This is a genomic window from Microcoleus sp. Pol10D4 (assembly GCF_036701555.1).
Lineage (GTDB): Bacteria > Cyanobacteriota > Cyanobacteriia > Cyanobacteriales > Microcoleaceae > Microcoleus.
Genome location: NZ_JAUBRA010000030.1, coordinates 48,279 through 75,019, shown reverse-complemented (window position 1 = coordinate 75,019; position 26,741 = coordinate 48,279). Strand labels below are relative to the sequence as shown.

Below are 26,741 nucleotides of genomic sequence, written 5' to 3'. Positions count from 1 at the left end.
GACTAATTATAAAATGGAACCGAAAAATAAAAAATAAAGGTAACTTAGTTAATGCAGTTTAGATGTCGAACAGCTTACTTCCAGAAAAAGGGCCAGAAAAGCCTAGCTGTTGTAATTTCTGGATGAACTCTCGACGCTTACAAGGTGTCCAACGGCTCAAGGCTAGGCTCCTGATTTAAATCAATATTGTCAATGACGGGCATTCGATGTCGCAATTTCAACCCTAGCAAAATCCAGTCTTCCAAAGTTGATCGCAACTCATTTTGACACTCTTTTAAAGTTGAACCAAAGGCGATGACTCCCTTGCAAACAGGAATTTTCCCAACAAAGCTATGATCTTCAAGTTTGTCATACGTAGCCTCAGCCATCGCTTTGTCAACGTATTCGCTCAGAATGAATTTTACAGTCATTGAGTTTCCTTTTGCTTGTCGAATATTGGAATGTCCTTCACAGTTACATCCATTATATTTGTTTTTGTCAAGTTCCGGGATTTAGATTTCCGAAAAATGTTTTTGCAACAAATCGTGAATAAATCGATAACGCCGATCGCCAGTTTTTTGCAGCAGCAGGCGATCGGTCGCAGCATCGAGAAAACGCCTGTAATCCCAAGGAATGTAGCCGTTAGACCACAGAACCAGGCGCAATATAAACCTTTCAATCCCCGGAATTCCCGGCAACAAAGCACTAATTACCGCAGCAACAGCACCCGCAACTATTCCCCAAATCGACCCGGAGACTAGGGTGGCAATTAATCCCAAAATCACCCAAATCAGCCCGCCAACCAGCTTAACTCCAAACTGATACTTGCGCCTTTCCTCGCCTGTTTGCAGCCAGCTAGACGGTATGCGATCGAGGTAAAATTCTTGAATTCCTTGCTCTTCCATCCTTCTCGCCAACCATCCCAGCCAGTGGCGAATTTGTTCGGGCCGCAGTTCCTTACCTCTGGGATACTGCTTGACTTGTCCGGTCATTTGGTGGCGAATATAGGCAGTTAACAAATATTTGCGCTGTTCTTCTGCGGAAGTTATGCGCTTCCAAGCTTCAATTAAAATATCGTCGTAAGCCAAAGCCATCATGCTCAAAAGCAAGGGAACTTTTGCCAATTTCAACAACTCCGGCTCGTGCTCAATGCTGTACCAAAGTTCGCGGCTTCTGGCTTCTAGCAGATAATTCTGAATTTTAGTTTCTGTTAAAGGTTTCAATAAAACCGCTGCTTGCAGGCGAAATCTAGTCTGGCAGTTTTTGTAAGCTTCAAAACTGCTGCAAGCTACTAAATGTTTGGGTTTAAATTCGCTTTCAACAAACTGATTGATTGCTTGAATGCAGATATTTTGGCGGTCGGTTTCTACTTCGTCCAAGCCGTCGAGGAGAGGCAGCAATTGTTGTTCGGCAAGCCATTTTTTGCCAACAGCAGGAGAGATGCCGTATTTGAAGTGAAGTTGAGCAATTAACCAATCTGCGATCGCCCCGGATTCTGCTTTCCACGATCCGAGTTCAAACAGCACTGGTACTGGAAAACTAGCATCTTTTTGGGCGCGGGAAATTAACACGCGAGCTAATTCTAGCAGCGTTGTAGTTTTGCCTGCACCCGTGGCTCCCAAAATTACCAATTTGCCACCGCTGCGATCGAACACTTTAGCAATGCTGGCTTTGGGAGGAAGCCGAAAACTCGGACGGTTGCCGGCTTTCACTTCCACATCCCAACAGCGGTTAACACCCGTTGGCGGCGAGTCTTGACTGAGGTTAGCCAGCACAGCGGCGTGCAAAGACTGCGATCGTCCTGCTTGGACTTCCTGCTTCACCTCCTCCAACAATCGATCGCGAGGCGGTTGTAATCTCAGAGGAATCAATTTTGACATTTTATGTACCTCGCGCTGAACGCTTACTTTCGCAAATTTGCGCGCAAATACCCCAGAGCAAGATTACCATCAGTATAGGCGTCCAGTATATATTGACTCAAATTATTGCGACAATTATCCATGTAAAATTTTATATAAAAATCCTGACCCTGTGGCCCGCACTAGGTATTTCCACTATAAATTAACTGGCGATCGCCTCAACTCCCAAACAAAAATTATTAGTATAGATACAGAGAGGGTTTTTTATGTCATTTACGAAGGCTCAAATCATCACAGTAAGCTTAGCAGGAGTGGCAACAGCGGTGGGAGTAGCTGTTGCCACTATACAGTCGGGTGCGATGAAACAATCCCATCCTCCCCTTGCAGAATCACCGGCATCCACCACAAACCAGATTGCAGGGCCGACGAACAACCTTGAATCTCGGCAACCAGAACCTCTGCAAGCACAAACCCAGGCCGCACAATCTCCGAAATCCGAACCCCAACCTGCAAAAACCCCAGCACTTCAATCCTCGCTAGTTGCAGGAGTTTCTGGGCCAAAAGTTGAGCCAGTAGTTGTCACACCGCCAAATTCGGGTTGCAAAATCAGCCAAGCTGTAGTCAGCGATCCGAATCCACCGCTAAATGTGCGATCGATCCCGCAAGTAAGGGGCAGCAACATAGTAGGAAGACTTAAAAATAATACCTTTGTTTCAGTCGTCGAAGAACAAAACGGTTGGCTGCGAATTAACGATCCGCCCGGTTGGATTGCCAAAAACCGCACCGAAAGCAGTTGTTCTAACGTCAACCAGCAGATTAATTTTCGGCGGGGAGGAGATGAGGCAATTGTTAAAGGTCGAATTATCGGCGGAGGCACCCACTCTTACCGGATTCGCGCCCGAAAAGGTCAAACTATGACTGTTAGGAATCGCAAAGATGTTTTCCCCCAAATTATAACTCCTGGTGGCAAGCTTTTAGCAGGAGATGCTTATCAAGGCAATGAAACAGAGTGGACTGGAAAAGTGCCAGTAACTGGCAATTACACATTAGAACTAAACTCAAATTTCCGGGGATACGAATACGAATTTTCGGTTAAATTACGATAAGTTTTCTGACATATTTAGGGAGACGGCAGTGCCGTCTCCCTAACCGGATATGCAACTTTTAATCAATAGTATAATTAAGGAATCGTTCCAAGCGATATATCAAGAATCGCAAATTTCTGCCAATCTTCCGAATCAAAGTGCCACCATTCAGTTGTGATACTCATAAATCCGTGTTTTTTCATCGCATCCTTAAGCACTTGACGATTTTTCCGAGATTCGGCGCTGCCGCCTTGATAATCTCCGTGAGCTTTTTCGGTAAAATCATCGTAAGGTGTTGGCATTTCCAATTCTTTGCCAGTGCGATCGACTAAAGTCAAATCAATAGCAGCACCGCGATTGTGTCGCGAACCCCTAGCAGGATTAGCAACATAGCGCGGATCTGGCCAAGCTTGCCACATTTGCTTAGTCACAGAGAAAGGCCTGTAGCAATCGTAAACTTTCAAACCCAATCCGATTTTTTCCAAATCTGTTTGAACTAGCCCTAACTGTTGAGCAACGGAACTTCTCAAAGCGCATTTCGATATAGGGTAAAGTTTCCGTTTCAAGAAATTATTAGTAGTGGCGTATCGGATATCGAGGCGAATGTTGGGATTTACGGTGCGGATGTCAACCAGTCGCGCCCCACTGGGAAGTTGACTCATGAAAATACTTTCAGGTACTACTGGGTTTGATTCTGGTTGGGTATTTTGCACTTGTGGCGGCTCCTGGGCGCGAATAGATGTTGTATAATTCAGTGTGGTTGTAGATAGTAATACGAGGATGAATAGAATTAGATATCTTGTAAATCGGTTTAATTTCATAGCTCTGTTAAGTGGAGATTTAATAGAGTTTTTACATTTGATATTTTGGGGAATTTTCCCGCTTTTCGTGTGGTCTGTCAGCCCGCCAGACCGACAGGGGTTGAAACCCCTGTCTCACAGCTAAAGTCCTCTGAAGAGGACTGAAATAGTTCTCTAAAACTTTTATTTTATGAGTCTTTCAGTCGGTTTTAACCGACTTTAGCTATGAGACGGGGGTTTTAACCCCCGGCGGACTGTGGGACAAGCGCGAGAATGATAAATCACTTCTCTCTATGAGTCATTTTCAATTGTTAATTGTCCTCAAATTCCCAAGCGCTGATACACTAAATCTAAATGCCTCAATTGATACTGCGGATCGAAACAATCATCAATTTCTTTGGTCGTCATCTTAGCCGTTACCCGATCGTCCTTAGCAATTAAATTGTAGAAATTGCCGCCCGGTTTGTTCCAAGCTTCGTGAGCACAAGATTGCACAATTTTGTAGGCGTCTTCGCGACTCGTGCCTTTTTCTACTAAAGCTAACATCACGCGCTGGCTGAAGATGACTCCGCCGTAAAGGTTCATGTTTTGCTTCATGTTTTCGGGATAGACTAGCAGGTGTTTTACTAAGTCTGTGGTTTCTACTAACATGAAGTGAGTTACTGTAGAACTGTCGGGCAAAATCATCCGTTCTACGGAACTGTGAGAGATGTCTCTTTCGTGCCAAAGCGCCACGTTTTCTAAGGCTGCGACGGCATTGGCGCGGACAATTCTTGCCATCCCTGTCAGTCTTTCCGATCGAATCGGGTTGCGTTTGTGGGGCATGGCGGATGAGCCTTTTTGCCCTTTGGAAAAGAATTCTTCGACTTCGAGAACGTCGGTGCGTTGCAGGTTGCGGATTTCTACTGCAAAACGCTCGATCGATGCTGCTAAGAGTGCTAAGGTTTGGACGTATTCGGCGTGTCGATCGCGCGAAATGACTTGAGTGGATGCGGTATCGGGTTCGAGTCCGAGGTTTTGACAGGCGATCGCTTCAATTCGCGGATCGATATTAGCATAGGTTCCGACTGCGCCGGAGATTTTACCGACTGCAATGGACGATCGCAAATTCACCAATCGGGCGCGGCTGCGAAACACTTCGGCCAGCCATCCTGCTAGTTTAAAACCAAAGGTGATGGGTTCGGCGTGAATTCCGTGCGATCGGCCAACCATGACGGTATTGCGATGCTGTTGAGCCTGATAGCGAATAGCTTGACTCAATTCTTCGACACGTTCTAACAAGATATTGACGCTAGCGACTAATTGCAGCGCCAAAGCGGTATCGAGCACATCGGAACTGGTTAAGCCGAGGTGAATGTAGCGGCCGGCATCGCCTACATATTCGTTGACATTTGTCAAGAAGGCGATCATGTCGTGGCGGACTTCGGCTTCAATTTCGAGGACTCGTTTGGGGTCAAAATTAGCCTTAGCTTTGATTTCTTCGACTGCGGCGGCGGGGATGTAGCCGAGTTCGGCTTGAGCTTCGCAGACAGCGATTTCTACTTGCAGCCAGGTTTTGAGTTTGGCGGTTTCAGTCCAGATGTTGCCCATTTCGGGCAAAGTGTAGCGCTCTATCACGGTGGGAGTTGGGGAATGCGATCGTCTTATTGTACCTCTGCGCGAGGATGCAAGAGCTCGGGAGCTCAGAAACCGGGTTTTTTACGAAAATACTTCGTTGCAGGCCGCAGATGCGGTAAAAACCCAGTTTCTTTGGCTGAAGTGAAGAAACTAGGTTTTTGTATTTTTGTAGGGCCGATCGGCTACAATAGCCTAAACCTCGTTAGATGATAGGGTAGCTTATTTGTATGGTTGACGGTTGAGGATATGAAAATTCTTAAAGGAGAGTAGGTTAGTGAAAAGTAATACGAATTGGCAGAATGCTGGTCTTGGATTAATTGGTATTGCAATTTTTGGTGCATTAATAATCTGGGCTTTGTTTTATGGAATTGGTCAAGCCCCTTGGCAATTCATCACAATTCTGATTGCTTTATTGGGCGCATTGATTACAGTTGCAGGGAATTTTAATATTCAAATCCGTAATGAACAAAAGCCTAAGAAAATTGAAATATATGACAAAGTTATTAATCTTTTTTTTGATAGTATATTTGCCCAAAAATTAGGGCAAGCACCTAAAACAGAAGAAGAGTTAATTAAAAGCATCCATGACATGACACCTGATTTAATTTTATGGGCATCTGACGATGTTTTAAATCTATACATTAAGTTTCGCAAAATGGCTAATAGTATGCAAGATTCTTCAACCGCTCCTATTCAGTTATTTGGTCAAATGCTACTAGCAATGCGAAAGGATTTAGGACATCAGAATAATCAAATAAATGAGCAGTCGATTTTAGGTACATTCATAAATGATGTTGAAAATCTATCTAAATAAATGCCCCTACCCGACTACATCGACAACTCCCACCATAAACTCCATAATAAGAATACTCAATAAGAAGTAGTATCTAATTTAAAACAGCTATAGCTGCTGAATCTGTTCGGGAGGTTTAACAGTAACTAAGCTAGATTTGTTCAAAGCCATATCATTCAAATATGGAATAAGTGCAAAACCGATACACTCTGCTAAACGAGGCGGCACGGCATTTCCAATTTGCCACATAGCCTTTTTCATTGAACCTTCAAAAATAAATGAATCCGGGAAACTTTGCAATCTAGCCATTTCGCGAGCTGAAATAACGCGGTTGAGATAAGGATGAATATGAGTGCCGCCGTGATTTTCTTTAACAGTCATACTCGGTTTGCCCGGATACTGTCGCTTGAAAGCATCGGCGTAGCTTTCATACAAAGAACCGCCTGGTGGAACTTTAGCAAGTCTTTCCATGTACTCAACAGAATGACGAGTCCATTCGTGGTTAATTTCTGGTATGGGAGTATACTCTGGTAAATCATCAATTGCTGACTCAATCGCTTTGTATTGTTCCGGTAACAATTGCGGCTTCGGATAGGGATTTTGCATCCCGAATCTATTGGCAATAAAAATAGCTCGCGGGCGGATTTGCGGGACTCCATAGGTTGCGGATTCCAGAACAGCAACGGACATATGGGGATAGCCAATTTCCTGAAAAGCCTCGCAAATGGCTTGCTTAACAGCTCCTTTTTGTATAGTCAATATTCCGGGTACGTTTTCCATGACAACATACCAAGGACGTATTTCAGAGACTACGCGAACAAACTCTCTAAATAAGCGATTTCGAGGGTCGTTGGGGTCGCGTTTTCCTGCAACTGAGAAGCCTTGACACGGCGGCCCGCCTACAACAACATGAACTTCTGGCGAACCAATTTCAGCGAGCAACTTTTGGGGATTTAAGTTTTTTATATCGTCGCACAAGTGATGGCAATCGGGAAAGTTTTTTGTATGAGTGGCCGAGGCGATGGGATTAATTTCAACGCTTGCTATTGGTCGAAAACCTGCTTGCAATAAACCTTGGGTCATGCCGCCCGCGCCGCAAAAAAGATCGACAAATGTATAGTCTGATTTTGGCAGTGACTGAGATTCAACATCAATGAATATCTTGTAGGGGTCGCAGTCATTTGCTTCTAGTTCGCGTTGGATGCGTTCGTAACGCCCTAATTTTGCTTTCTTCTGCTTTTTGGCAGGAATTGGTTCTTCCTCTTTTGAGAATAAAGACAGTTGTATTGCTTCCATTTTATATTTGTTTACTGCGTTCTATCTGATGTTGCCCACTTGGGGCAGGTGTAGCGCTCGATCGCGCTTGGAGTTGGAGAGTGCGATCGTCCTATTGTACATCTGCGCGGGGATGCAAGACTCAGAAACCCTGTTTCTGAAAGTAACCAGGTTTTTGTTTGTAGTTTCGGCGATCGGCTACAATATGCTAAACCTCGTTAGCTGGCATTCTTCTCTATTCGCCAATAAATGGTTCCAAATAAATAGCCATTAATATTTTGGCTTGACTTCGCCCTTGAGTGTATTTACTCAAAAAGTATTGCGATTTTCAGGGTTATTCGCTAGAATAGCCAACCTGTCAAGTAAAAAAATCCCATCAACAAGACAGACATTTCCCACATCCGCTTATGACCATTGCCTATACTCCACCTTGGCTGCTGAACAACGGCCTATTAATGACGTTGTACACCGCATTAAGGGCTAGTCGCCGCTGGGAAAAGACGATCGCTCTCCCAGAACCCCCTTACCGAGAACACATCTTTACGGGTGCCTGTGGAGTCCCGATTTTCGGCTGGGTTGCCATCCCCGAAAATCCCCGATATACCATTGTCGGCACTTACGGCATTACTGGCGATCTGGATAATCAATGGTTTCTCAGGCTATTAGGCCGTAAAGCCTATGCCCAAGGCTGTGCAGTGGTGTTATTTGACTGGCGAGCTCACGGCAAAACTGCCCAACTCTCTCCCACCCTGACTTCTGATGGCCTATACGAAGGCGAAGATTTCGTTCGGATTGCTGCCGCTGCTAAAGAAATGGGATGTCCCGCGCCTTTTTGGTTCACGGGTTATTCTCTGGGCGGACAATTAGCCTTGTGGGCTGTAAAATCAGCTCAGACGATCGCAGATTGGGGGCCTGACTTAGGGATCGAAGAGTCAGAACTAGCAGGCGCGGCAGTAATTTGCCCCAGCTTGGACTCGAACCGTTCTCTGTCTTATCTAGTTAAAGATGAGTGGGGGAAATTTTTAGAAAAAGCGATCGCGCGACAGTTAAAAAAACTAGCAAAAAACATCGCCGCATCGCATCCGGGGGCGATCGATCCTGCCGCTATTGCACGCGCCAACAGCATTTGGGGCTTTGACCATGAACTGGTAATAGGCCCGTTAGGTTTCTCCTCTGTGGAAGAATACTATGAGGCTAGCAGCGCTCTACACATTTTGCCTCACCTCAATAAACCCACTTACATCCTTTATGCAGCAGATGATCCGATGTTTGATCCGGTGCTTGTCTCTGAGTTGCAAGCCATTAGCGCGAACAATCCAGCCTTAAAATTAGGGCTGACAGCCTACGGCGGTCATGTTGGGTATATCAGTAGTAAACGTTGTCAGAATGAATTTGCTGATAGCGATCGGTGGTGGGCATGGAATCGGATTTTACAGTGGTTCGATACCTTGAGTGTTGATTAAGATTATAAAATAAAATCTGAACACTCCTCGGCAATAGTTGCGAGGATCAAATGATTAGGGGGTTTAATCCCTCTAGTCCAGAACCTTAAAACTATTTCGCAAAAACACTAGACATCTGGGCACAAGCTGAATGGCTTACTGGCAGTCAATTGTGCATAATTTGCACAGCCAGTTGGCTTAACCTAGATGTGACGATCGCATAAGGATTAGAAGCAATTATTATAGTTGATAACTGGTGAATAAATATCGATTAACTTATTCGTTTTTTTGAGAATAGTGTCAGCTATTAACTAGGTAAAACTAAAGCTCCAACTCTCAATCTAATCAAACCGCAAAGAGCGATAATTACTCTCTCGTATTTAGAGTTCGCTGTAGTTGGCTAGCATTGTTAGTGTTATCTTCCCACGTCCTTGATTGATGCCCTCGTCCTCGGCAACAACAAACAGCACCGCCTCGTACAAAATCTTATTTTAGTTGAGAGACGGGGCGATCGCATCAAAACCAAAGAAACCGGGTTTTTGGCCGTTGCTGTCGGTTTTAACGCCGTATTCTCGTAAAAAACCCGGTTTCTGAGTACCCGCGCCTCGATTTTCAGCTTTTAGAGAGATGTAAAAACTCGCCCGATCGCTACACTATGATTAATTAGGAACTCAGCAATTTTGGAGAAGAGGTGAATTGAAATTCGTTTCCGACCCGCAAATAAAAGTCAAAATCCGCAAAATGAAAGAGCGGGTGCGGTGGCAAGAACAGTCGATCGTCGATCGGGGAATCGACCAAACTCGGATGGTTTTGGAATCTCAAACCACCGACTCTCCTGAGTTTTCGTTTTTAGTCGTAGGCGACAGCGGCACGGGCAATCACCGCGGCCACAATCCCCAGCGGCAGATTGCCGAACAGATGGTCTCCGAACGCGAAACTTGCCGTTTCGTCCTCCACACGGGCGATGTAGTTTATCTCGTCGGTTCCAGCGAATATTACTTGCAAAACTTTATTCGCCCCTACCGAGAATTTATAGTCGGTGGCGAGCATCCCTCTCGGATTGCTTACGATCGCATGGTGTTTAACTTTCCGTTTTTGCCCGTACCGGGAAACCACGACTATTACGACTTGCCCATAGTCTACGGCATTCTGTCGGCGACAGCTTTGCCGCTGCGCCGGCTGTTGGGTTCCAAGTTGGATCTCGATGTCGGCTGGCGCGGTTCCGATCGCGGAAACACCTACGCCAAAGCCTTTCTCGACTACCTGCAAGCTCACAAAATGCCCGGAGATATCGATCGCCACCTAGACGCCCACTACACCGCCAGCACCAGCACAGGCCGCTGCCTCCGCTACCAACCCGGACGCTTTACCCGCTTACCTAACCGCTACTACACCTTCCGCAGTGGCGGCATCGACTTCTTCGCCCTCGACTCCAACACCTTCAACGAACCCTTACCGATCCCGAAAACCAAACAGGGCGACATTCGCCGCCAGAATTTGGAACTCGATCGTCAGAAGTTGGAACAAGAAAAATTGGCAATGATCGAAATCTGCGATCGGCTCAACCCCGAAATTCCCGAGGAAGCCGAACAGCTAGACGACTTGGCCGCCAAATTAGAGCAAGTTGACGAAATGCTCATGGATATTGACAAACAACTGTCGCCCCACCAAACAGCCGCCACGGACGTGGAACAGCTCGAATGGCTGAAAAAAAGGCTGATTAATTCTTGGCGCGATTCCGAAGTGCGGGGGCGGGTAATTTACCTGCACCATCCCCCCTACGTGACCGAGGCGACAAAGTGGAATCAAGCTCAAACTTTGGCGGTTCGGTGGCGATTGCGCGAGGTACTCGACACGGTGGCCGATGCAGTTGGGGATGTGGCGCGGGGGCGCCCGCTAGTAGATTTGGTGCTGACTGGCCACGCTCACTGTTTGGAATACCTGCGGACTGGGGATACCGGACACGGCGACTCTGGGATTAATTGGATTGTCTGCGGGGGAAGCGGCCACAGTCTCCGCCGCCAGCGCCCGGAAGGGCCGATGTTGCAGGAAGCATTGAGTCCTGAAGCTTATCGGTTGGCGCGGCAGTCTGGTTCCGAAACAGCTAGCCGGCGGGTAGCGGAGTCTTTGCTATTTGTCGGCCGCAGCGGTCAAGGTTCCCACAAACGCCGTCCTTATTCGTGTTTGCGGATTGATGTTCTCGATGGGTGTCCCCCGAAGTTCCGCATCCGACCTATGGTTGTCGAACGATTTGAGGGGAAATGGCAGGAGATATCGATCGAACCTTTTGTGATTTAACTTTCGTTTTTCTGCAAGTTTCGATCGCCCTTAAACAGGTGGACTTTGACCGATTCCGGTTCCCGCTTTTTTAAGGCTAGAGGCGATCGAGAGCCGAACGATCGCACAAAATACTTTTATCAATTTAATTCAGGACAAAAATTCAATGATTGCTAACTTAACCGCCACCGGCTGGGAAATTATTTACCACCGCGCCCATGCTTTGCTCGCCGCCCAACTTGGCGGACAGTGGAAGCGCTCGAAATCTCCGCTTCGCTTGTACGAAACCATAGCCGCGATTTCGCATCACGATGATTTGGAGAAAGAGTGGGAAGATAATATTTTAACTGAAGCGGGCGCGCCCTTTGATTTTACGTTGCAGACGGAAACTTCTCTGCCTAAAATTAAAGCCATGACGGAGAATTCCCTATATCGCGGTAGGTGGGTAGCAATGCTAATTTCTATGCACATGAGCTATCTCAATGAAGGAAAGCGGGGAGAGTCGAAGGAACTCGACGAGTTTTTGGACGAACAACTGGAAAATCAAAAAAAATGGCAAAAAGAGTTGAATATTTCTGAGGAAGATGCTAAGGCAGCTTATGCTTTTTTCCAGTGGTGCGATCGGCTATCATTAATTCTTTGCTGCCGCGAGTTACCCGCCGGAGAACGAGCTTTAGAAATTACTGTCGGCCCGGACGGCAAGCGCTACGATATTGTACAGCACAGCAACGAACTCGTGACTGTAACTCCTTGGCCTTTTGAAGACGATAAGTTTACTGTGAACGTCGAAGCGTGCAATTTGGATAAAGTCAAGTTTGACAGCAACGAGGAAATTAAGGAAGCGCTGCAAAAAGCTCCGCGCCAAGTCTTAGAGTGGACTTTTGTCAAGTCTTAATTAAACCTTTGAAAAATAGGTGAGGGTTGTTGTGGAAGTTTAGCGGGCATGACATTTGTGTTAACTTAATGTTAAAACCATGTCTCATATTATGTCGGGTCGATTACCCCTAATAAGGTAGGGGCGGGTTCACGAAAAATATCTGCCAATAATTGACAATCTCAAAAACCCGCCCTGTTAATCGCGGTCACTCGATCGGACATGATATCAATCAGCGTTATAGTTGAGTCTTGCTCTCCCTTAACTCCCCTTAATAAGGGGGGGATAAGAACAGTCAAAATGGGTCTTATTAAGGGGGATGTGATGGCTATCGAAACTTCGAGACCAACGAAAAAAAATCGAGGGTTTCAGTTCAGCCATTATCCATTACCTATTACCTATTACCAACTATGAAACGTTCAGCTTGCCTAATTTTCAATCCAGTCGCCGGCAACAGCGACCCCGACCAAGACTTAGCTAGAATTCAGGAACTTTTAGAGCCTTTTATTGACTTAGACATTCGGCTGACAACCCCCGAATTAGACGCAGATCAAATCGCCCGCGAAGCAGTTGATAGAGGAGTTGAGGAAATTATTGCTTGCGGGGGCGACGGCACATTATCTGCAGTTGCTGGGGCGATTGTGGGCACAAATATTCCTTTAGGAATTATTTCGCGGGGAACGGCTAATGCTTTTGCTAATGCTTTAGATATTCCGAATACAATTGAAACCGCCTGCGCCACTATTTTTGGAGGGTTGACGCGGGTGGTGGATGCGGCGATTTGCAACGGTGAAATGCCGATGGTTTTGTTATCTGGAGTGGGTTTTGAGGCAGAAACCGTCGAACTAGCCGATCGCGAAATGAAGAATCGCTGGGGAATGCTGGCTTACATTTTGTCGGGAATTAAACAGTTAAACAATTTAGAAAGATTTGAAGCGGAAATCGAAACGGAAGATAGAATTATCAGCCTTACTGCTGTCGCGGTGACAGTGGCGAATGCAGCGCCGCCTACTTCGATTTTAGCTCAAGGCCCGGCGGGGATCGTTTTTGATGACGGCTTGCTGGACGTGACGCTGGTGGCGCCTGAGAATAAAGCTGGGGCGATCGCAGCTTCTTATCACCTTTTGCAAACAGCTTTGAGTGGCAATCCTACGGATCGCGACGACATCGGTTATTTGCGGGCAAAAAAAGTAAAAATTAGTGCCGATCCGCCTCAAAAAGTGGTTGTAGACGGCGAACTCATCGGCATGACTCCGGTTTCTATTGAGTGCGTTCCGGGAGGTTTAACTATTTTTGTACCGCGAGTTGAAGAAAAACCCGTGGTAGAAAAACTCACCGGTTTAGCGGACATTGAAATTACATTGAAGCCCTCAACTTAAATTTTTTAGCGACACAAACAATAACAAAGACCGCGCGGGCGGTCTTTGTTTTTTAGGCGTCTAAAATTTGGCGAATGCGGCGCTCCAAACGTTCGAGATCGAGTCCACCTTCATCGCGGCTGATGCGGCGCACGGTGACGTTAACATTGCTCAAATCTGCCAGCAAATCTTGCAGGATTTCTTGTTGCTGCCGAGCTTGAGTTATTTCGCGCGGTTCCTGCACCAAATCGCGAACAATTGTATCTTCTGCGCGCGAAGCAACGATCGGGTCTGGTTCGCCGTCTACGTGCACGAAAGTGCGCCGGCCAGGCCCCCGTTCTTCTTCAATTGGTATTACTGCTGTTACTCGATCGGAGCGTACATATTTGCCAAATCCAAGGTGGACTAAGACAGAAGATTGTATTTTCATAGATAGCAAATTTTATTTGTTAGTTATCTATATTTTAACTTTTAAATATCGTATATGACAACTCAATTAGAGCTATTATTGCTACAATTTATTTCGGCTTTTACTGTGTTTTATAGTTGTAAAATCTCCTAAAAAGTGCTAAGTTAATTAACTGAATATAACTTACCAACGGTGGGTCAGAAACCGGGTTTTTTAGGAAAAGACGCGCTCCTACCAGCAGATTCCGTAAAAACCCGGTTTCTTTGGTCGGAGCGCGTAAATCCTGTTAACATAAAAATAGAGCTGTTTGCGATCATCGCCCGCAGCGCATTTCAGGGACACAGCCTACCGATTCTAGATTTGAGCATTACTTCCACAGAAAAACAGGAAAGCCTAAATCATGCTAATTAGTCTCGACTTAGTTATCAGTCTCCTGACGACAATTCCCTTCGGCACCCTACAAGACAAGCTTCAGCGCAACGAAAGAGTCATCAAAATCTTAAAAAAATTTAACCTCGATCCTGATGCTCCGCCCGCAGATTTTAGCGGAGTTTACGTTTATACTTTAGTCGAGTACGGCGCTGGCAAACCCAAACAAATTTTAGAACTGTTTCGCCAAAAAGAGATTGAATCAGCATTTCGCAAAGCCTTCGAGTCCGATAGCCCAGCCATTTTAATTCAAGCAGGCGATGAGTTTCTCAGCGAGTCTGCTTTGGGTCGGGAACTCCGAAATTTAGGGATTGACCCCAGACGGGAATTCATGGCGTTTGCGGCCGTGTTTATGGAGGTAGCAAAGCGGACGAGATCGATCAACGACGTGATGGTGGGAAATTCGATCGCATCTTTGCAAAAACGCCTATCTTTGGTAATGGATCGCATCGAACGCCTGCCCACTATCGAAGGAATTCGCACCGAGTTTGCACGACTGGAAGCTGAAGATTATCCCGCACTTCCCGCCGCCGCAGCATCAACTAATATTCAAAAGTCTCAAGCTTTTATTTTATCACAGCAAGTTCGTGGTTGGTTTGAAACATTAAGTTATAAGTTTGAAACCTATCACATCTCGGAAGATAACTATTTTGAATGGATTATCAATGTTCCCGTCAGACGCAATCGGTACGATCGCATTTTAGTGCGCGGAATAGCCGGAGAAGCCGGACTCAGAGACATCTCAGCCTTGCGCGAGTCGGTAGAAAAACAGCGCACCGATGAAGGCTGGTTAGTTACGGCCCGCCGCATCAGTCGCGCCGCGCGGGATGAAGTAGAAAAAGATGAAAATCGTAATTTAGCTTGCTATACGTTCGATGAATTACTCGACCAAGATGCCGATTTTACCGCTTATCTGGATTGGCTAGAAACAGAAATTACCAGCCGGAAAATTAATACAAAATACGTGCCGCTAGCTTGTACGAAAGAAGAAATCGACCCCGATACTCACCGCAAGATAGGCGTGAGTCATTATGGCGAAGGAGATGGCTGGATCGAAGGTTATCTTGACCTGTGGTTGAATGACCCAGTAAAAGAACATATTTCAGTTTTAGGAGAATTTGGAACTGGAAAAAGTTGGTTTGCGATGCACTATGCTTGGATGGCGCTGCAACGCTACCGAAATGCTCAAAAGCGGGGATTAGAACGTCCGCGTTTGCCGTTAGTAATTCCTTTGCGAGATTACGCCAAAGCCGTTAGTGTCGAGTCGCTATTTTCCGAGTTTTTCTTTCGGAAACACGAGATACCTTTGGCGGGTTATTCGGCCTTTGAACAACTTAATCGCATGGGTAAATTTCTGTTAATTTTCGATGGTTTTGATGAAATGGCCGCTAAGTGCGATCGGCAAGAAACCATCAACAACTTCTGGGAACTAGCAAAAGCCGTCGTTCCCGGCGCAAAAGTCATCCTCACTTGCCGTACCGAACACTTTCCTGAAGGCAAGGAAGGACGGGCATTGTTCAATGCAGAACTGCAAGCATCAACAACCATTTTAACAGGCGAAATTCCCCAATTTGAAGTCTTAGAATTAGAAAAATTTAACGACGAGCAAATTAGGCAAGCGCTGTCATTTCAAACAGAAGCGGCGACTGTCGAAAAAGTGATGGGAAACCCGCAACTATTGGATTTAGCGCGTCGCCCGGTGATGACCGAGTTAATTTTGGAAGCATTGCCCGATATTGAAGCTGGAAAACCAGTCGATATGTCGCGGATTTATCTGTATGCGGTGCGGCGGAAGATAGAGAGAGATATCAAAGCTGAACGTACTTTTACTTCTGTAGCAGATAAGCTTTACTTTTTGTGCGAACTGTCTTGGGAAATGCTGTCTACCAACCAAATGAGTCTCAATTATCGCGGTTTTCCCGATCGCATTCGAGGCCTGTTTGGTTCCGTCGTGCAGGAGGAAAAAGACTTAGACCACTGGCACTACGACATGATGGGTCAAACGATGCTAATTCGCAATGCAGATGGAGATTATACTCCAGCGCATCGTTCGCTGTTAGAGTTTTTTGTCGCTTACAAATTTGCGGCGGAATTGGGAGTTTTGGCCGCAGATTTTACCGAATTAGTTGCGCCTGAACAGTCTTGTTTAGATCCTAATGCAGCGCCTCAAAAATATACTTGGTCTAATTATTGTCGATTGCAAGCCCAAAAGAGAAACAATGGTGAACTTATCGCGCCTTTGCAGGGATTTACTGCTGAAGATTTAGGACAACTCCGTCAGAGTTTCGGACACGCGCCGCTGACAAAAGCTGTGATGGATTTGTTGTTACCAATGGTAGGGGCGGTGTCCTCGTGCCGGCCCTGCCTTGATGTAGGGGCAGCTACGGAGGAATTATTGGAAATTCTGGAAGCAACGCGGGGCAAAACTGAAAGCGAGGTGGGTTATGTGGGAGGGAATGCGGCGACGCTGTTGGTGAAAATCGATCGCACTGCGTTAGAAACAAAAGACCTTTCTCGTGCAGTTATTTTAGGTGCTGATTTTACAAATGCTAATCTGCGCCACGTCAACTTTGCTGAAGCTAATTTGGCTAATTCAGCTTTTACTAAAATCTTCAGCAGCGTGCGATCTGTCATATTTAGTCCCGATGGCAAACTGTTAGCTACAGGTGATAGTGATGGCATAGTTCGCTTGTGGGAAGCTAGCAGTTGCAGAGAAATATTGACCTGTAAAGGACATACCAACGTGGTGGAGTCAGTCGCCTTCAGTCCTGACGGTAAGATACTTGCTAGCGGGAGCTATGAAAATATAATCAAGTTATGGGATGTCAAGACTGGTGAATGTTTAAAAGTTTTGCAGGGACATACCGGATCGGTAATGTCAGTCACCTTCAATCCTGATGGAAATATACTCGCTAGCGGGAGTTTTGATGGCGCGATCAGGTTATGGGATATTCACACGGGTGAATGCTGCAAAATTTTGCAAGACCATACTAAAGTTGTATTTTCAGTGGCTTTCCATCCTGCTGGTGAGATGTTAGCCAGTGGAAGCGGCGACACAACAGTAAGGCTGTGGAATGTCGGTACTGGTGAATGCCTCAAAATTTTGTACGGTCATACTAAAAACGTGTTTTCAGTAGCTTTCCATCCTGCGGGTGAAATACTTGCTAGTGGCAGCAGCGAAAAAACAGTGAAACTGTGGGATATCAGTAGCGGTGAATGTCTCAAAACTTTGGAGGGACATGGCGATCGAGTACGGTCAATAGCCTTCAGTCCTTCGGGCGAAATACTCGCAAGTGGAAGTCACGATCGAACAGCAAAGCTGTGGGATATTCGCACTGGTGAATGCTTGAATACTTTGCAAGGACATAGCAATCAAGTAAGGTCAGTCGCCTTCAGTCCAAACGGTGAAATACTTGTTAGCGGTAGTTACGATAAAACGCTGAGGCTGTGGGATATCGACAGCGGTGAATGCTTGAATACACTGCAAGGGCATCGCAATCAAGTAATATCGATCGCCTTCAGTCCAAACGGTAAAATACTTGCTAGCGGCGATGACGAACAAACTGTCAAGCTGTGGGATGTCAGCAGCGGTGAGTGCCTCCAAATTTTGCACGGGCATCTCGATCGGGTAAACTTAGTTGCATTCAATCCTTCGGGTCAAATACTTGCCAGCGCTAGTTATGACCAAACACTGAAACTGTGGGATATTCGCAGTGGTGAATGCCTTCATACTTTGCCAGAATTTGGCAATGAAACACGATCGATCGCCTTCAGTCCAAATGGTGAAATACTTGCGAGTGCAGGTTATGACCAAACGGTGAGGCTGTGGGATATCGGTACTGGCGAATGCATCAAAACGTTGCACGGACATAACAATTATGTATACTCGGCTGCTTTCAGTCCTTTGGGCGAGATATTTGCCAGTGAAGGTTTTGACGGAACGGTGAGGCTGTGGGATATCCATACTGGTGAATGCCTCCAAATATTGCACGGGCATACGGATTGGGTACGCGCGATCACCTTTAGCCAGAACGGTGAAATACTTGCCAGTGGAAGTATCGATCAAACAGTAAGACTATGGGATATCAACAGCGGTGAATGCCTCAATATTTTTCACGGGCATACTGATTGGATACGTTCAGTTGCCTTTAGTTATTCGGGTGAAATAGTTGCTAGTGGAAGTGTAGATGGAACGGTAAGAATATGGGATATCCGTACAGGTGAATGTCTAAAAATTTTGCAAGATCATACCAGTAGAATTAACTCAGTTGCCTTCAGTTCAAATGGAAAAATTATGGCTGCTTGCAGTCGTGATGGCAAAATTAGACTTTGGGATGTTGAGACAGGTGAGTGCCTCAAAATACTCAAAAGTGACAGACCTTATGAAAACATGAATATTGCAGGAGTTACGGGTTTAACAGAAGTTGAAAAAGCCACGCTCAAAGCTTTAGGGGCTGTTGAAAATTAATTATCGAAAAGTAGAAACTATGCAGTCAGCAATACGGATTACAACCAAAGTTCTTGCAGGAAATAAACTTGAAATTCAAGTGCCACCTGGATCGGTGGGCGAAGAGGTTGAAGTTTTTGTGATCATACCAGAAAAGCCGCAAGGCGGGCGGCGTAAGGTGTTGGAATTGCTTACAGAAATCCGCAGCCGTCATGTCTCTAGAACTGTTGAAGAAATTGACCGGGAACTAGAAGAAGAAAGAAACTCATGGGACAACTAAACCTACCATCCTCTGCTACAATTTACTTGGATACACAAGTCATTATTTACACCGTTGAAGCTCACCCGAATTACTATTCGCTTCTCCAACCCTTGTGGCTGAAGTTTCAAACAGGTGAGATTGAACTTATGACCAGTGAATTGACGTTACTGGAAACCTTAGTTTTCCCTCTGAAAAATGCTAACACTATCTTAGTCAGTGACTACGAACAACTTTTATTATCCTCAGATATACAGCTAGTTCCCATCACTCAATCTGTACTGAGAACAGCAGCTAATTTAAGAGCTAATACCAATCTCAAAACCCCTGATGCTATTCATGCTGCAACAGCCATCAGTGAAGGTTGTACGCTGTTTCTCACCAATGACAATGGATTTCGTAATGTTCCCAATCTATCTGTTGTCATCCTGAGTGATGTTTTGGCATCATAATCATAGGCGATCGCATTCCCAAAATAATGCTATTCTTCTCTTTGGATATATCTGAAAACCTGTTCAACCGTCAGGTTGACTTCGGGGAAGGCAGATGACAAAATACGATTTCTGATAGGACTTACACACGGGTGGTCAGAAACCAGGTTTTTTACGATAATACTTCGTTGAGGCCAGCAGAAACGGCCAAAAACCCGGTTTCTAATGTAGCCTACTGACTAAACTGTTGAGCGTAGTAGCCAGCGTATCGATCGCCCTTTTCCAGCAACTCCTCGTGCGTCCCTGATTCCACAATTCTGCCTTTTTCCAAAACTAAAATGCGATCGGCTCTCCGCACAGTAGCCAAGCGGTGAGCGATAATAAAAACCGTGCGATCGCGCATCAATCTTTCCAGCGCTTCTTGCACTAAACCTTCCGACTCCGAATCCAGCGCCGATGTCGCTTCATCCAAGATCAAAATTCTGGGATCAAGCAAAACTGCACGGGCGATCGCAATTCTTTGTTTTTGTCCCCCAGATAAATTTACACCCCTTTCTCCTACCCAAGTTTGATAGCCGTCAGGAAACTCACTAATGAATTGATGAGCGTTAGCAATCTCCGCAGCTTTTTGAACATCTTTCAGTTCATAATAAGATTGACCGAAAGCGATATTTTGAGCGATCGTACCCGAAAAAAGAATAGTTTCCTGCGGTACAATGCCGATTTGCCGCCGCAGAGTATTTAAGGTGACATCTTGAATATCAATACCGTCAATTAAAATCTGTCCCGCTTGCGGATCGTAGAATCTGGGTAACAAGTTTACTAAAGTAGTTTTACCCGCACCGGATGCACCCACGAGAGCGATCATTTCTCCGGGAAGCACCAACAAACTCATGTTTTGCAGAATGGGTGTCTCTGAGTTATAGGCAAAATTAATGTTGCGGTATTCGACTTTGCCTGTAACATGGGGAAGTTCGATCGCGCCAGGCTTTTCGACTACTGTCGGTTGAATTGCTAAGAGTTCAAAAATGCGATCGCTAGAAGCTTCTCCCTGCTTAAAATCCCCGTAGTTAGCAGTTGTGATAGCGATCGGGTCAATTAAAAGTGCCACTCCTGCGATATAACTGATAAATTGAGTACCTGTGAGATTTCCTTGAGAAATTTGCCAACCTCCCAGGAAAAAGAGCAAAATCACGCTCATCGCTTCCAGAAAGCCAACTACAACGAACTGAAGTGCTTTTACTCTTTCTGACAGATACTTAGCGCGACGGTTTTGTTCTGCTTCTTCTGCAAAGCGGGCAATTTCATAGTCTTCAGCCACAAATGCTTTGATTAAACGAATGCCGCTGAATACTTCTGTCAGCAAAGCTGATAAATCAGAGATACGATTTTGACTTTGGCGCGAGTAACTCAGCATTCTTTCGCCAAACCAGCCAATTAAAATAGCCATCAGCGGTGCAATAATTAATGCACCTAGAGTTAATTGCCAGTTGAGATAAATCATATATCCCAGCACGGCAATTAGCTGCAAAACACAAGGAATAAACTGATGAAAAAATTTATTTACGACTTCGCCAATGCGGTCAATATCTTCGGTGAGGCGGTAGGATAAGTCTCCGGTTTTGGCAGTTTCAAAGTAGCCGATATTGAGTTTTTGCAGGTGGGAGTAGACTTTTTTGCGGATTTCTAAAGCAATAGTCAAAGCAGCTTTTGCCATCAGCGTATCTTGACCGTACTGGGCTGTACCGCGAAGTAGAAATATAATGGCGCTGAGTGCAGCAATTTGAGCGAACCCTTGTAAATCTCCTTTTCCTATAAATTTGGCTGTTTCGCCAACTAGCCACGCTATAATTGGCCAAAATATGGTAAATACTACGGTACAAGCTAATGCTTTACCGATGGTTTGTTTTTGGGGACGGAGGTAGGGTAAGATTTGCCAGTATGTCGATCGAGTTTTCAAGATATTTTGCCCTCGCAAATTCTGTTTTTGGGGATCTCTGCAAGAATATTCAAACTTCGATCCCCCCTAACCCCCCTTAATAAGGGGGGAACAAGATTATTATTCCAAGTCCCCCTTTTGAAGGGGGATTTAGGGGGATCTCTGCGTCACTCATTGCGTAAGTCATAGAGATATTGGAGCCAGAATATGATAACAGCGATCGGACAAATCTCAACAATCATTCTTCACCAAAAGCATCCGGGATACAAAGCCCCCGGATTAATCTGTGGGTTAATTGTCCAATTCTTCAATCTAAAATCTAAAATCTAAAATCATTCTTGAGCGTCTGCATGAGTCGCTAGTACCTGAGCCCCCTCGACAACTGCACCCCGAAAGGCGGCTGATTGTCCGGGTGCAAGAGTAACTGGTTGAGCGAAGATAAATCCGTTGTCAATTAAATTGCCTGACTCGTCCAAAACTTCATAATTGACTTTGACATTCTTGATTGTTTTGCAGCCTTGATTAAGCACTTGACCGCTGAAAAAGTTGCCGTCATAATTAGTCGCCGCAATTGACACTTTTGCAGCGATATTGGAACCGGGAATGCAAGTTTGGGCAGTTCCCGATGCTGGCTGTTTCTCGCACAATTTGCCCAAGTCTACTGTTTTGCCGTCGGGGGTTTTCATGTAGCAAAATGGCTCATCAATTGGTGAGTTTTGAGCAAGTGTATTTGTAGCGTCTGTAAGCAAAGGGCGAGCCGATATCGGCGAGATTATAAAACTTAATAAAGCTACGGTAAAATGTAAAAGTTTCATATTTTTTTCGGCATAGTCTGAAATTAATTGTACAATATAGTTTGCCTCAAATCTAGGCTAGCATATCTATATTTAGGGCGAACCACCCTCACGTTGCATTGTGCTATGATAAGACATCAAACTTTAGAAAGTAAAGTAAAGTCATGGTCGTTACTCAAGATAACCCAGGACAAAAAACGTTAGAACTGATCGTAACTTGGGAGAAGTTGCCCGACGACTTCCAATTAGAAGAAAAACCAGTGGAGAATACAGGTCAACCGCTAATTGCTGGAGCACTGCGAGAAATCTTAGAACTGAGAGGATTGATCGAGCCACGAATGCTGATAGCCAGCAACTTTGGCATTTGCGCTACTGTCAACGGCGAGTTAGTAATCAAAGCACCTGATTGGGTTTATGTACCGTCGGTACTGCCCGCCGAATCGAGAAGAGACCGCAAAAGTTATACCCCAAACTTGGAAGGAGAAATCCCGACCATTGTCATGGAATTCTTGTCGGAAACAGACGGTGGTGAATATTCTGTAAAACGTACTTTTCCTCCGGGAAATTGGTTTTTTTATGAACAAATTCTGCAAGTACCAACTTACGTCATTTTTGACCCAGAAACTGGCTTGCTGGAAGTGTATCGCTTGCAAAATGGCAAATACGAATTAGAATTTCCCGATGCGGAAGGTCGCCACTGGGTGGCAGATATTGGTTTGTATTTAGGAACGTGGCGAGGGGAGAAAGAACAGCGTTCAGGCTATTGGTTGCGCTGGTGGGATGAAGCAGGAAATCTGCTTTTATGGGGTGTAGAACAGTTAGCAGTAGAACGCCAGCGGGCCGATCGCGAACGTGAACGGGCCGAACGACTGGCTGAATATTTGCGCGATCGGGGAATTAACCCGGACGAGATTATTTGATAAGTTGTACGCCATAAGCTGTTGGCATCTAAATTGTATTTTTGGGCGGGCGAGACGCCCACCCCACAAGAATTTCATCAAACTTGACTGTAAGATTTAGATATGTCTGGGCTGATCAGTAGGGTGCGCCTCGGCGCACCTTACGAGATTATCTAATACTCGGCTTCCTATTCCTAAGATTCTGCGCTCCGGGAACTTTCCGGCTGGGACGGCGACTGTTCAAACTGCTAGCAGTTCGAGCATTCAAAGCATCAGCAGGAGCTATCAAACCCAAATCTTGCAAAATTTCAACAGCCGCCCTTTGTCCAGTTTCGCAACCACCTTCCATGTAACCTTGATTTTCCAGGGAAGTGTGTTCCCCGGCAAAAAATAAGTTCCCAACTCGTTCGCCTTCAACGCCGTACATTTGCGTCCACTGTCCGACTAAATAGCAGGAATAAGAACCTTTAGAAAAGCGTTCTCCCGGCCAATAAGCACGCACAGCTTTGCCCGATCGCAAATTTCTCACTCCGGGAAAAACTCTTTCAAATTGGTTCAAAAATCTTTGTGCTTGGTCTTCTGGAGTTCCGGCACCGATCGACAAACCCTGCTTTCCTCCTGTAAAATTAGTAACTAAACCGTTAGGAGTAGGAGCAAAAGGCGTAGCTTCCCAGGTATTTTGGAATCCTAAATCGCTATAAACAGAAGCAGTCGATCGATAAGGTTCCCGCCAAATTCGGCTGCGGTAGCCGGTAATTAACTTAGAATTAGTACCGTAACCCAACTGCTCGATCGCCCTAAGCTTCGGTTGGGGCAAAGGTACGTTAATTTTAACGTCTCGCAGAGTGCTGAACGGCAAAGTTAACAAAACTCGCTCGTAAGTGCGCTCGAACGCGCTTAGTCCCGATCGCAAATTTACCCGATAGCGGCCATCCGGCAAAAGAGTAATCGCTTCCAAAACCGTCCCCGCCTCGATCGAACCAGACAATTGACCCGCCAAACGGTTGATAATTTGACTGTTGCCGCCGTCAATTTGATAACGCTCATCGCTGTTGCCATACAATTCAAAACTGCCAGGTTCAGAACCGATTAAAAACAGCAGATTTAACGCCGACTGTTCTTCAGGATCTCGACCGTATTCAGTCGTGTAAGCAATGCGGAGTAGCTGCCGGACAATCGTGCTAGTCTCAGCTTGGTCTACATATTCAGCGATCGAAAGATTGTCTAATCTTTCCGCTGCTTCTGTAAAATCTTGATAGCTAATTTCATCGCCAACCGCCTCCAAATCAGCAGTAATTTTACTCGCTAGTGGCGCAAATTCCGCGATTAATTGCTCAAGAGGAAATCGTCGCCCTTCAAAGAAAAAAGTATCCTTCACCAATCCACTCTGCACTTGGGCTAAGTCGATCGCCTGCAAACCCAATTCCGTCGCCAGCGAGATTAAATTAGTGTGGCCGGTGTCAATAAATTCTCCCCCCAGATCCGCCGGAATCAGCGTTCCAGCCACCTTGGGAATAGTGCGAATCCGCCCCCCCACGCGATTCGTTGCCTCGATTATATCGGCGCGCACGCCCGCTTGGCGTAGGCGATAAGCCGCCGTCAAACCCGCAATCCCTGCACCCACAACCAAAATCGGCGATCGTCCGCCCTGTTGAGCAAAAGCTCCCCCTCCCTCCCTGGTAAAAGTCGCAGCAGCGGCAGCCCCCGCAGCAGCTAAACCCCCGTGCAGCAACTGGCGACGAGATATGGCAGAATTAGGAATGCGATCTGTCAGCATCCCCAGCAGTTCATCAGCCGGAATGCCCGTTTCCCTTGATTTCTGGGCAATACTAGCAGCGCGGCGCAGCATAGCCATCAGTGCAGACTTAGCCATAGTTAAGACATCCTCACAAAACAAAACTTTGATGTAAACTGGATTCTCGATCGTGCAATTTCCAGACTAAAGTCCAGAGAGATTTTTTTAATAATGCTAACCCTCAGAACACTGTTCGACAGCAAATTTTATCTCGAAAACAACTCAGATGTCGCCGTAGCAGTTGCCAGAGGCACGGTATCGAGTCCCTTCGATCACTACCGAAAAATTGGCAAATTTGAAAATCGCGACCCGAATGCCCTGTTCGACGCCAGCTATTATTTAGACACCAATACAGATGTAGCGGTATCAGCCAAACTCAATGGCTTTTCAGTCGCAGATCACTTTATCAGATTCGGTCAATTTGAACGACGCAACCCCAACCCTTTCTTCGATGTTGGTTTCTATTTAGCAAGCAACCCAGATGTTCAGACAGCAGTCCAAACAAATCAATTTACCCCTTTTGAACACTACTTCAAAGCCGGTCAATTAGAAAACCGCAAAGCCAGCGTTTTCTTCGATCCCAGCTTTTATCTAGAAAAATATCCCCTGGTAGCAGCCGCAGTCCAAAACGGCGCAGTTAAAAGTGCGATCGACCATTACATTCAATTCGGTCTACAAGAAGGACTGTTGAGCACTCTCCCCGATCCCTCAGACAATTTGAACGCAGCAAAAAGCCTGGGCATTCTCACAGAAATTCAAACTGCCAGCGATTTTGTGGGAGATGCTGAACCAGCCGACATTTACAGTTTCATCCTCAATACTCCCAGCCTTTTCAGTGTAACTGTTGACGGCTTGAGCGCAGATGTTGATGTTGAATTAATTCAAGATCTTAACGGCAACGGCGCAGTTGGATTAGACGATCTTATTGCTTCGTCTAACAATTTAGGCACGGCTTCAGAAACAATTGTCAGCAATGGGCCTTTACCTGCGGGGACTTATTTTGTCCGCGTTTCTCAATTTCAAGGCGATACAAATTATGACTTGAGATTGCTAGCAGCTCCTTCTCCCACTCCGCTTGTATGACAGGATGGCTTACAGTCGAAGGCAGCCCAAATTTGAAGGTGGAAGACAGAAGGCAGAATTAAAGAAAAATTTATCATTCCCTAATTCTGCTGGTTTGTCAGTTAGATGTTGTCCGGTTAATTGCTTATAATAGAATTGTTTGTTGTCAGCTTTTTAAGAGAATAAAGGATTGAAGTCCTCACTACAAACTTAATTATATTTTTTTGACCGGACTTGATATTAAAACAAACAATTCTCTCTTCATTCTTCCATCTTTCATTTTCCTTAAAGCCGATGTTTCACTTATTAGTTTCTTACCCCCTGGGAGAGGGCAAAGATTGAACAGGTGTCGGAGGCCAATTAGAGCGACTTCTGGTGAGAGTAGTAGACACCAAAGCATAGCCTAAAATAGCAGGAAGGACGATCGCACTCAGAAACACGATCGTCACCGCCCAACTCATCGTATTCGAGATCGGGCCGTAATGAGTGCGGTAAGGGTCAAAGGTTGGTAAATTAGGCCTCGGCGCGTCCCGCAGCGCGATCGGACGTTTGAACCGCACCCGCCTGTCGTCTAGCTTTTCGAGCAAAATCCAGCCAACTTCCGCCTCTTCCCGGCATAGCTTGTGAAAAATCGCAGGATTGCGGAACAAATCGTTGCTAGCCCGCACAATCTTGTACTCCCAAACCGTCAAATCAACAGCATTAGGTTCAGATTTGGGATTGCCCTTGGCTGGCGCATTTTCAGGCGCATTAAAATTATCCTCTTGAGATTCGTACCTAGTCAAAACTTCCTCCTCCTCATCGCATTTTTGCCCCGCATCCCATTGCTCGTGGCTCACCAAAAGACCCACAAGCGCAGTCTCCAAGCCGAGACTGCCAATCATCAAACTCCAAATCAGAATTTCCACCATAAAAGGA

Annotated in this window: 24 protein-coding genes; 14 read left to right on the top strand and 10 right to left on the bottom strand. The window is 45.7% G+C overall.

Annotated elements, in window-relative coordinates; translation table 11 throughout:
• Positions 1-137: 137 nt before the first annotated feature.
• Both QUA36_RS16630 and QUA36_RS16625 read right to left on the bottom strand, forming a co-directional pair.
• Positions 138-410: a type II toxin-antitoxin system HicB family antitoxin gene (locus QUA36_RS16630; RefSeq protein WP_333370241.1), complete on the bottom strand. Its 273-nt coding sequence runs from the start codon at positions 408-410 to the stop codon at positions 138-140.
• An 81-nt stretch (positions 411-491) separates the two neighbouring features.
• The gene (locus tag QUA36_RS16625) at positions 492-1,859 is read right to left on the bottom strand and encodes an NACHT domain-containing protein (RefSeq protein WP_333458434.1); all 1,368 of its coding nucleotides are present in this window, start codon (positions 1,857-1,859) and stop codon (positions 492-494) included.
• 245 nt (positions 1,860-2,104) lie between these two features.
• Here QUA36_RS16625 and QUA36_RS16620 point away from each other — a divergent pair, with 245 nt between their 5' ends.
• Positions 2,105-2,944, top strand: coding sequence for an SH3 domain-containing protein (locus tag QUA36_RS16620; protein WP_333162828.1), 840 nt, complete (start codon positions 2,105-2,107; stop codon positions 2,942-2,944).
• Between the two features lie 74 nt (positions 2,945-3,018).
• Here the strand turns inward: QUA36_RS16620 and QUA36_RS16615 are convergent, their stop codons facing one another.
• Both QUA36_RS16615 and purB read right to left on the bottom strand, forming a co-directional pair.
• Positions 3,019-3,744, bottom strand: coding sequence for a M15 family metallopeptidase (locus QUA36_RS16615; protein WP_333458433.1), 726 nt, complete (start codon positions 3,742-3,744; stop codon positions 3,019-3,021).
• Between the two features lie 300 nt (positions 3,745-4,044).
• Positions 4,045-5,340 carry an adenylosuccinate lyase gene (gene purB / locus QUA36_RS16610; protein WP_333162824.1) on the bottom strand — a complete coding sequence of 432 codons (1,296 nt, stop codon included), beginning with the start codon at positions 5,338-5,340 and terminating at the stop codon, positions 4,045-4,047.
• A gap of 274 nt (positions 5,341-5,614) precedes the next feature.
• Between purB and QUA36_RS16605 the strand changes: the two genes are divergently transcribed.
• Positions 5,615-6,154 carry a hypothetical protein gene (locus QUA36_RS16605; RefSeq protein WP_333458432.1) on the top strand — a complete coding sequence of 180 codons (540 nt, stop codon included), beginning with the start codon at positions 5,615-5,617 and terminating at the stop codon, positions 6,152-6,154.
• 87 nt (positions 6,155-6,241) lie between these two features.
• On the opposite strand, the gene QUA36_RS16600 is transcribed toward QUA36_RS16605, so the two are convergent.
• Positions 6,242-7,429 (bottom strand): DNA cytosine methyltransferase, encoded by a 1,188-nt coding sequence (locus tag QUA36_RS16600; protein WP_333458431.1) that lies wholly within the window; start codon positions 7,427-7,429, stop codon positions 6,242-6,244.
• 28 nt (positions 7,430-7,457) lie between these two features.
• On the opposite strand from QUA36_RS16600, the gene QUA36_RS16595 reads away from it, so the two are divergent.
• From QUA36_RS16595 to QUA36_RS16570, 6 genes are all read left to right on the top strand, one after another.
• Positions 7,458-7,682 (top strand): hypothetical protein, encoded by a 225-nt coding sequence (locus QUA36_RS16595; RefSeq protein WP_333458430.1) that lies wholly within the window; start codon positions 7,458-7,460, stop codon positions 7,680-7,682.
• Positions 7,683-7,815: 133 nt separating this feature from the next.
• A complete protein-coding gene (locus tag QUA36_RS16590; protein ID WP_333162812.1) occupies positions 7,816-8,871 on the top strand; it encodes an alpha/beta fold hydrolase in 1,056 nt (351 codons plus the stop codon).
• 410 nt (positions 8,872-9,281) lie between these two features.
• Complete coding sequence (locus QUA36_RS16585) at positions 9,282-9,428, top strand: hypothetical protein (RefSeq protein WP_333162925.1); 147 nt, start codon at positions 9,282-9,284, stop codon at positions 9,426-9,428.
• Between the two features lie 118 nt (positions 9,429-9,546).
• Positions 9,547-11,148 carry a metallophosphoesterase gene (locus QUA36_RS16580; protein WP_333458429.1) on the top strand — a complete coding sequence of 534 codons (1,602 nt, stop codon included), beginning with the start codon at positions 9,547-9,549 and terminating at the stop codon, positions 11,146-11,148.
• Positions 11,149-11,293: 145 nt separating this feature from the next.
• The gene (locus QUA36_RS16575; protein ID WP_333162809.1) at positions 11,294-12,022 is read left to right on the top strand and encodes a DUF3891 family protein; all 729 of its coding nucleotides are present in this window, start codon (positions 11,294-11,296) and stop codon (positions 12,020-12,022) included.
• Between the two features lie 389 nt (positions 12,023-12,411).
• Entirely contained in the window at positions 12,412-13,380 is a 969-nt protein-coding gene (locus QUA36_RS16570) for a YegS/Rv2252/BmrU family lipid kinase (protein ID WP_333162807.1), read from the top strand.
• A gap of 52 nt (positions 13,381-13,432) precedes the next feature.
• Here QUA36_RS16570 and QUA36_RS16565 read toward each other — a convergent pair whose 3' ends face one another.
• Positions 13,433-13,789: a hypothetical protein gene (locus tag QUA36_RS16565; RefSeq protein WP_333128711.1), complete on the bottom strand. Its 357-nt coding sequence runs from the start codon at positions 13,787-13,789 to the stop codon at positions 13,433-13,435.
• 171 nt (positions 13,790-13,960) lie between these two features.
• Here QUA36_RS16565 and QUA36_RS16560 point away from each other — a divergent pair, with 171 nt between their 5' ends.
• Genes QUA36_RS16560 through QUA36_RS16545 form a run of 4 tightly spaced genes read left to right on the top strand, consistent with a single transcriptional unit; the run spans position 13,961 to position 19,355 of the window.
• The gene (locus QUA36_RS16560; protein ID WP_333458428.1) at positions 13,961-14,179 is read left to right on the top strand and encodes a hypothetical protein; all 219 of its coding nucleotides are present in this window, start codon (positions 13,961-13,963) and stop codon (positions 14,177-14,179) included.
• A complete protein-coding gene (locus QUA36_RS16555) occupies positions 14,169-18,665 on the top strand; it encodes a WD40 domain-containing protein (protein WP_333458427.1) in 4,497 nt (1,498 codons plus the stop codon). Before QUA36_RS16560 ends, QUA36_RS16555 begins: the two co-directional genes overlap by 11 nt.
• A gap of 19 nt (positions 18,666-18,684) precedes the next feature.
• A complete protein-coding gene (locus QUA36_RS16550) occupies positions 18,685-18,924 on the top strand; it encodes a hypothetical protein (RefSeq protein WP_332974168.1) in 240 nt (79 codons plus the stop codon).
• Positions 18,912-19,355 (top strand): type II toxin-antitoxin system VapC family toxin, encoded by a 444-nt coding sequence (locus tag QUA36_RS16545; RefSeq protein WP_333093073.1) that lies wholly within the window; start codon positions 18,912-18,914, stop codon positions 19,353-19,355. Before QUA36_RS16550 ends, QUA36_RS16545 begins: the two co-directional genes overlap by 13 nt.
• 211 nt (positions 19,356-19,566) lie before the next feature.
• Here the strand turns inward: QUA36_RS16545 and QUA36_RS16540 are convergent, their stop codons facing one another.
• Positions 19,567-21,294: an ABC transporter ATP-binding protein gene (locus QUA36_RS16540; RefSeq protein ID WP_333227397.1), complete on the bottom strand. Its 1,728-nt coding sequence runs from the start codon at positions 21,292-21,294 to the stop codon at positions 19,567-19,569.
• Between the two features lie 311 nt (positions 21,295-21,605).
• On the bottom strand, positions 21,606-22,088 hold the full coding sequence (locus tag QUA36_RS16535; protein ID WP_333458426.1) for an FxLYD domain-containing protein: 483 nt from the start codon (positions 22,086-22,088) through the stop codon (positions 21,606-21,608).
• 143 nt (positions 22,089-22,231) lie between these two features.
• Between QUA36_RS16535 and QUA36_RS16530 the strand changes: the two genes are divergently transcribed.
• Complete coding sequence (locus QUA36_RS16530; protein ID WP_333458425.1) at positions 22,232-22,987, top strand: Uma2 family endonuclease; 756 nt, start codon at positions 22,232-22,234, stop codon at positions 22,985-22,987.
• Positions 22,988-23,135: 148 nt separating this feature from the next.
• Here QUA36_RS16530 and QUA36_RS16525 read toward each other — a convergent pair whose 3' ends face one another.
• Positions 23,136-24,839: an NAD(P)/FAD-dependent oxidoreductase gene (locus QUA36_RS16525; RefSeq protein WP_333458424.1), complete on the bottom strand. Its 1,704-nt coding sequence runs from the start codon at positions 24,837-24,839 to the stop codon at positions 23,136-23,138.
• Positions 24,840-24,932: 93 nt separating this feature from the next.
• On the opposite strand from QUA36_RS16525, the gene QUA36_RS16520 reads away from it, so the two are divergent.
• Entirely contained in the window at positions 24,933-25,844 is a 912-nt protein-coding gene (locus tag QUA36_RS16520; protein ID WP_333162797.1) for a PPC domain-containing protein, read from the top strand.
• Between the two features lie 293 nt (positions 25,845-26,137).
• On the opposite strand, the gene QUA36_RS16515 is transcribed toward QUA36_RS16520, so the two are convergent.
• The gene (locus tag QUA36_RS16515) at positions 26,138-26,734 is read right to left on the bottom strand and encodes a hypothetical protein (RefSeq protein WP_333162795.1); all 597 of its coding nucleotides are present in this window, start codon (positions 26,732-26,734) and stop codon (positions 26,138-26,140) included.
• Positions 26,735-26,741 lie beyond the last annotated feature (7 nt).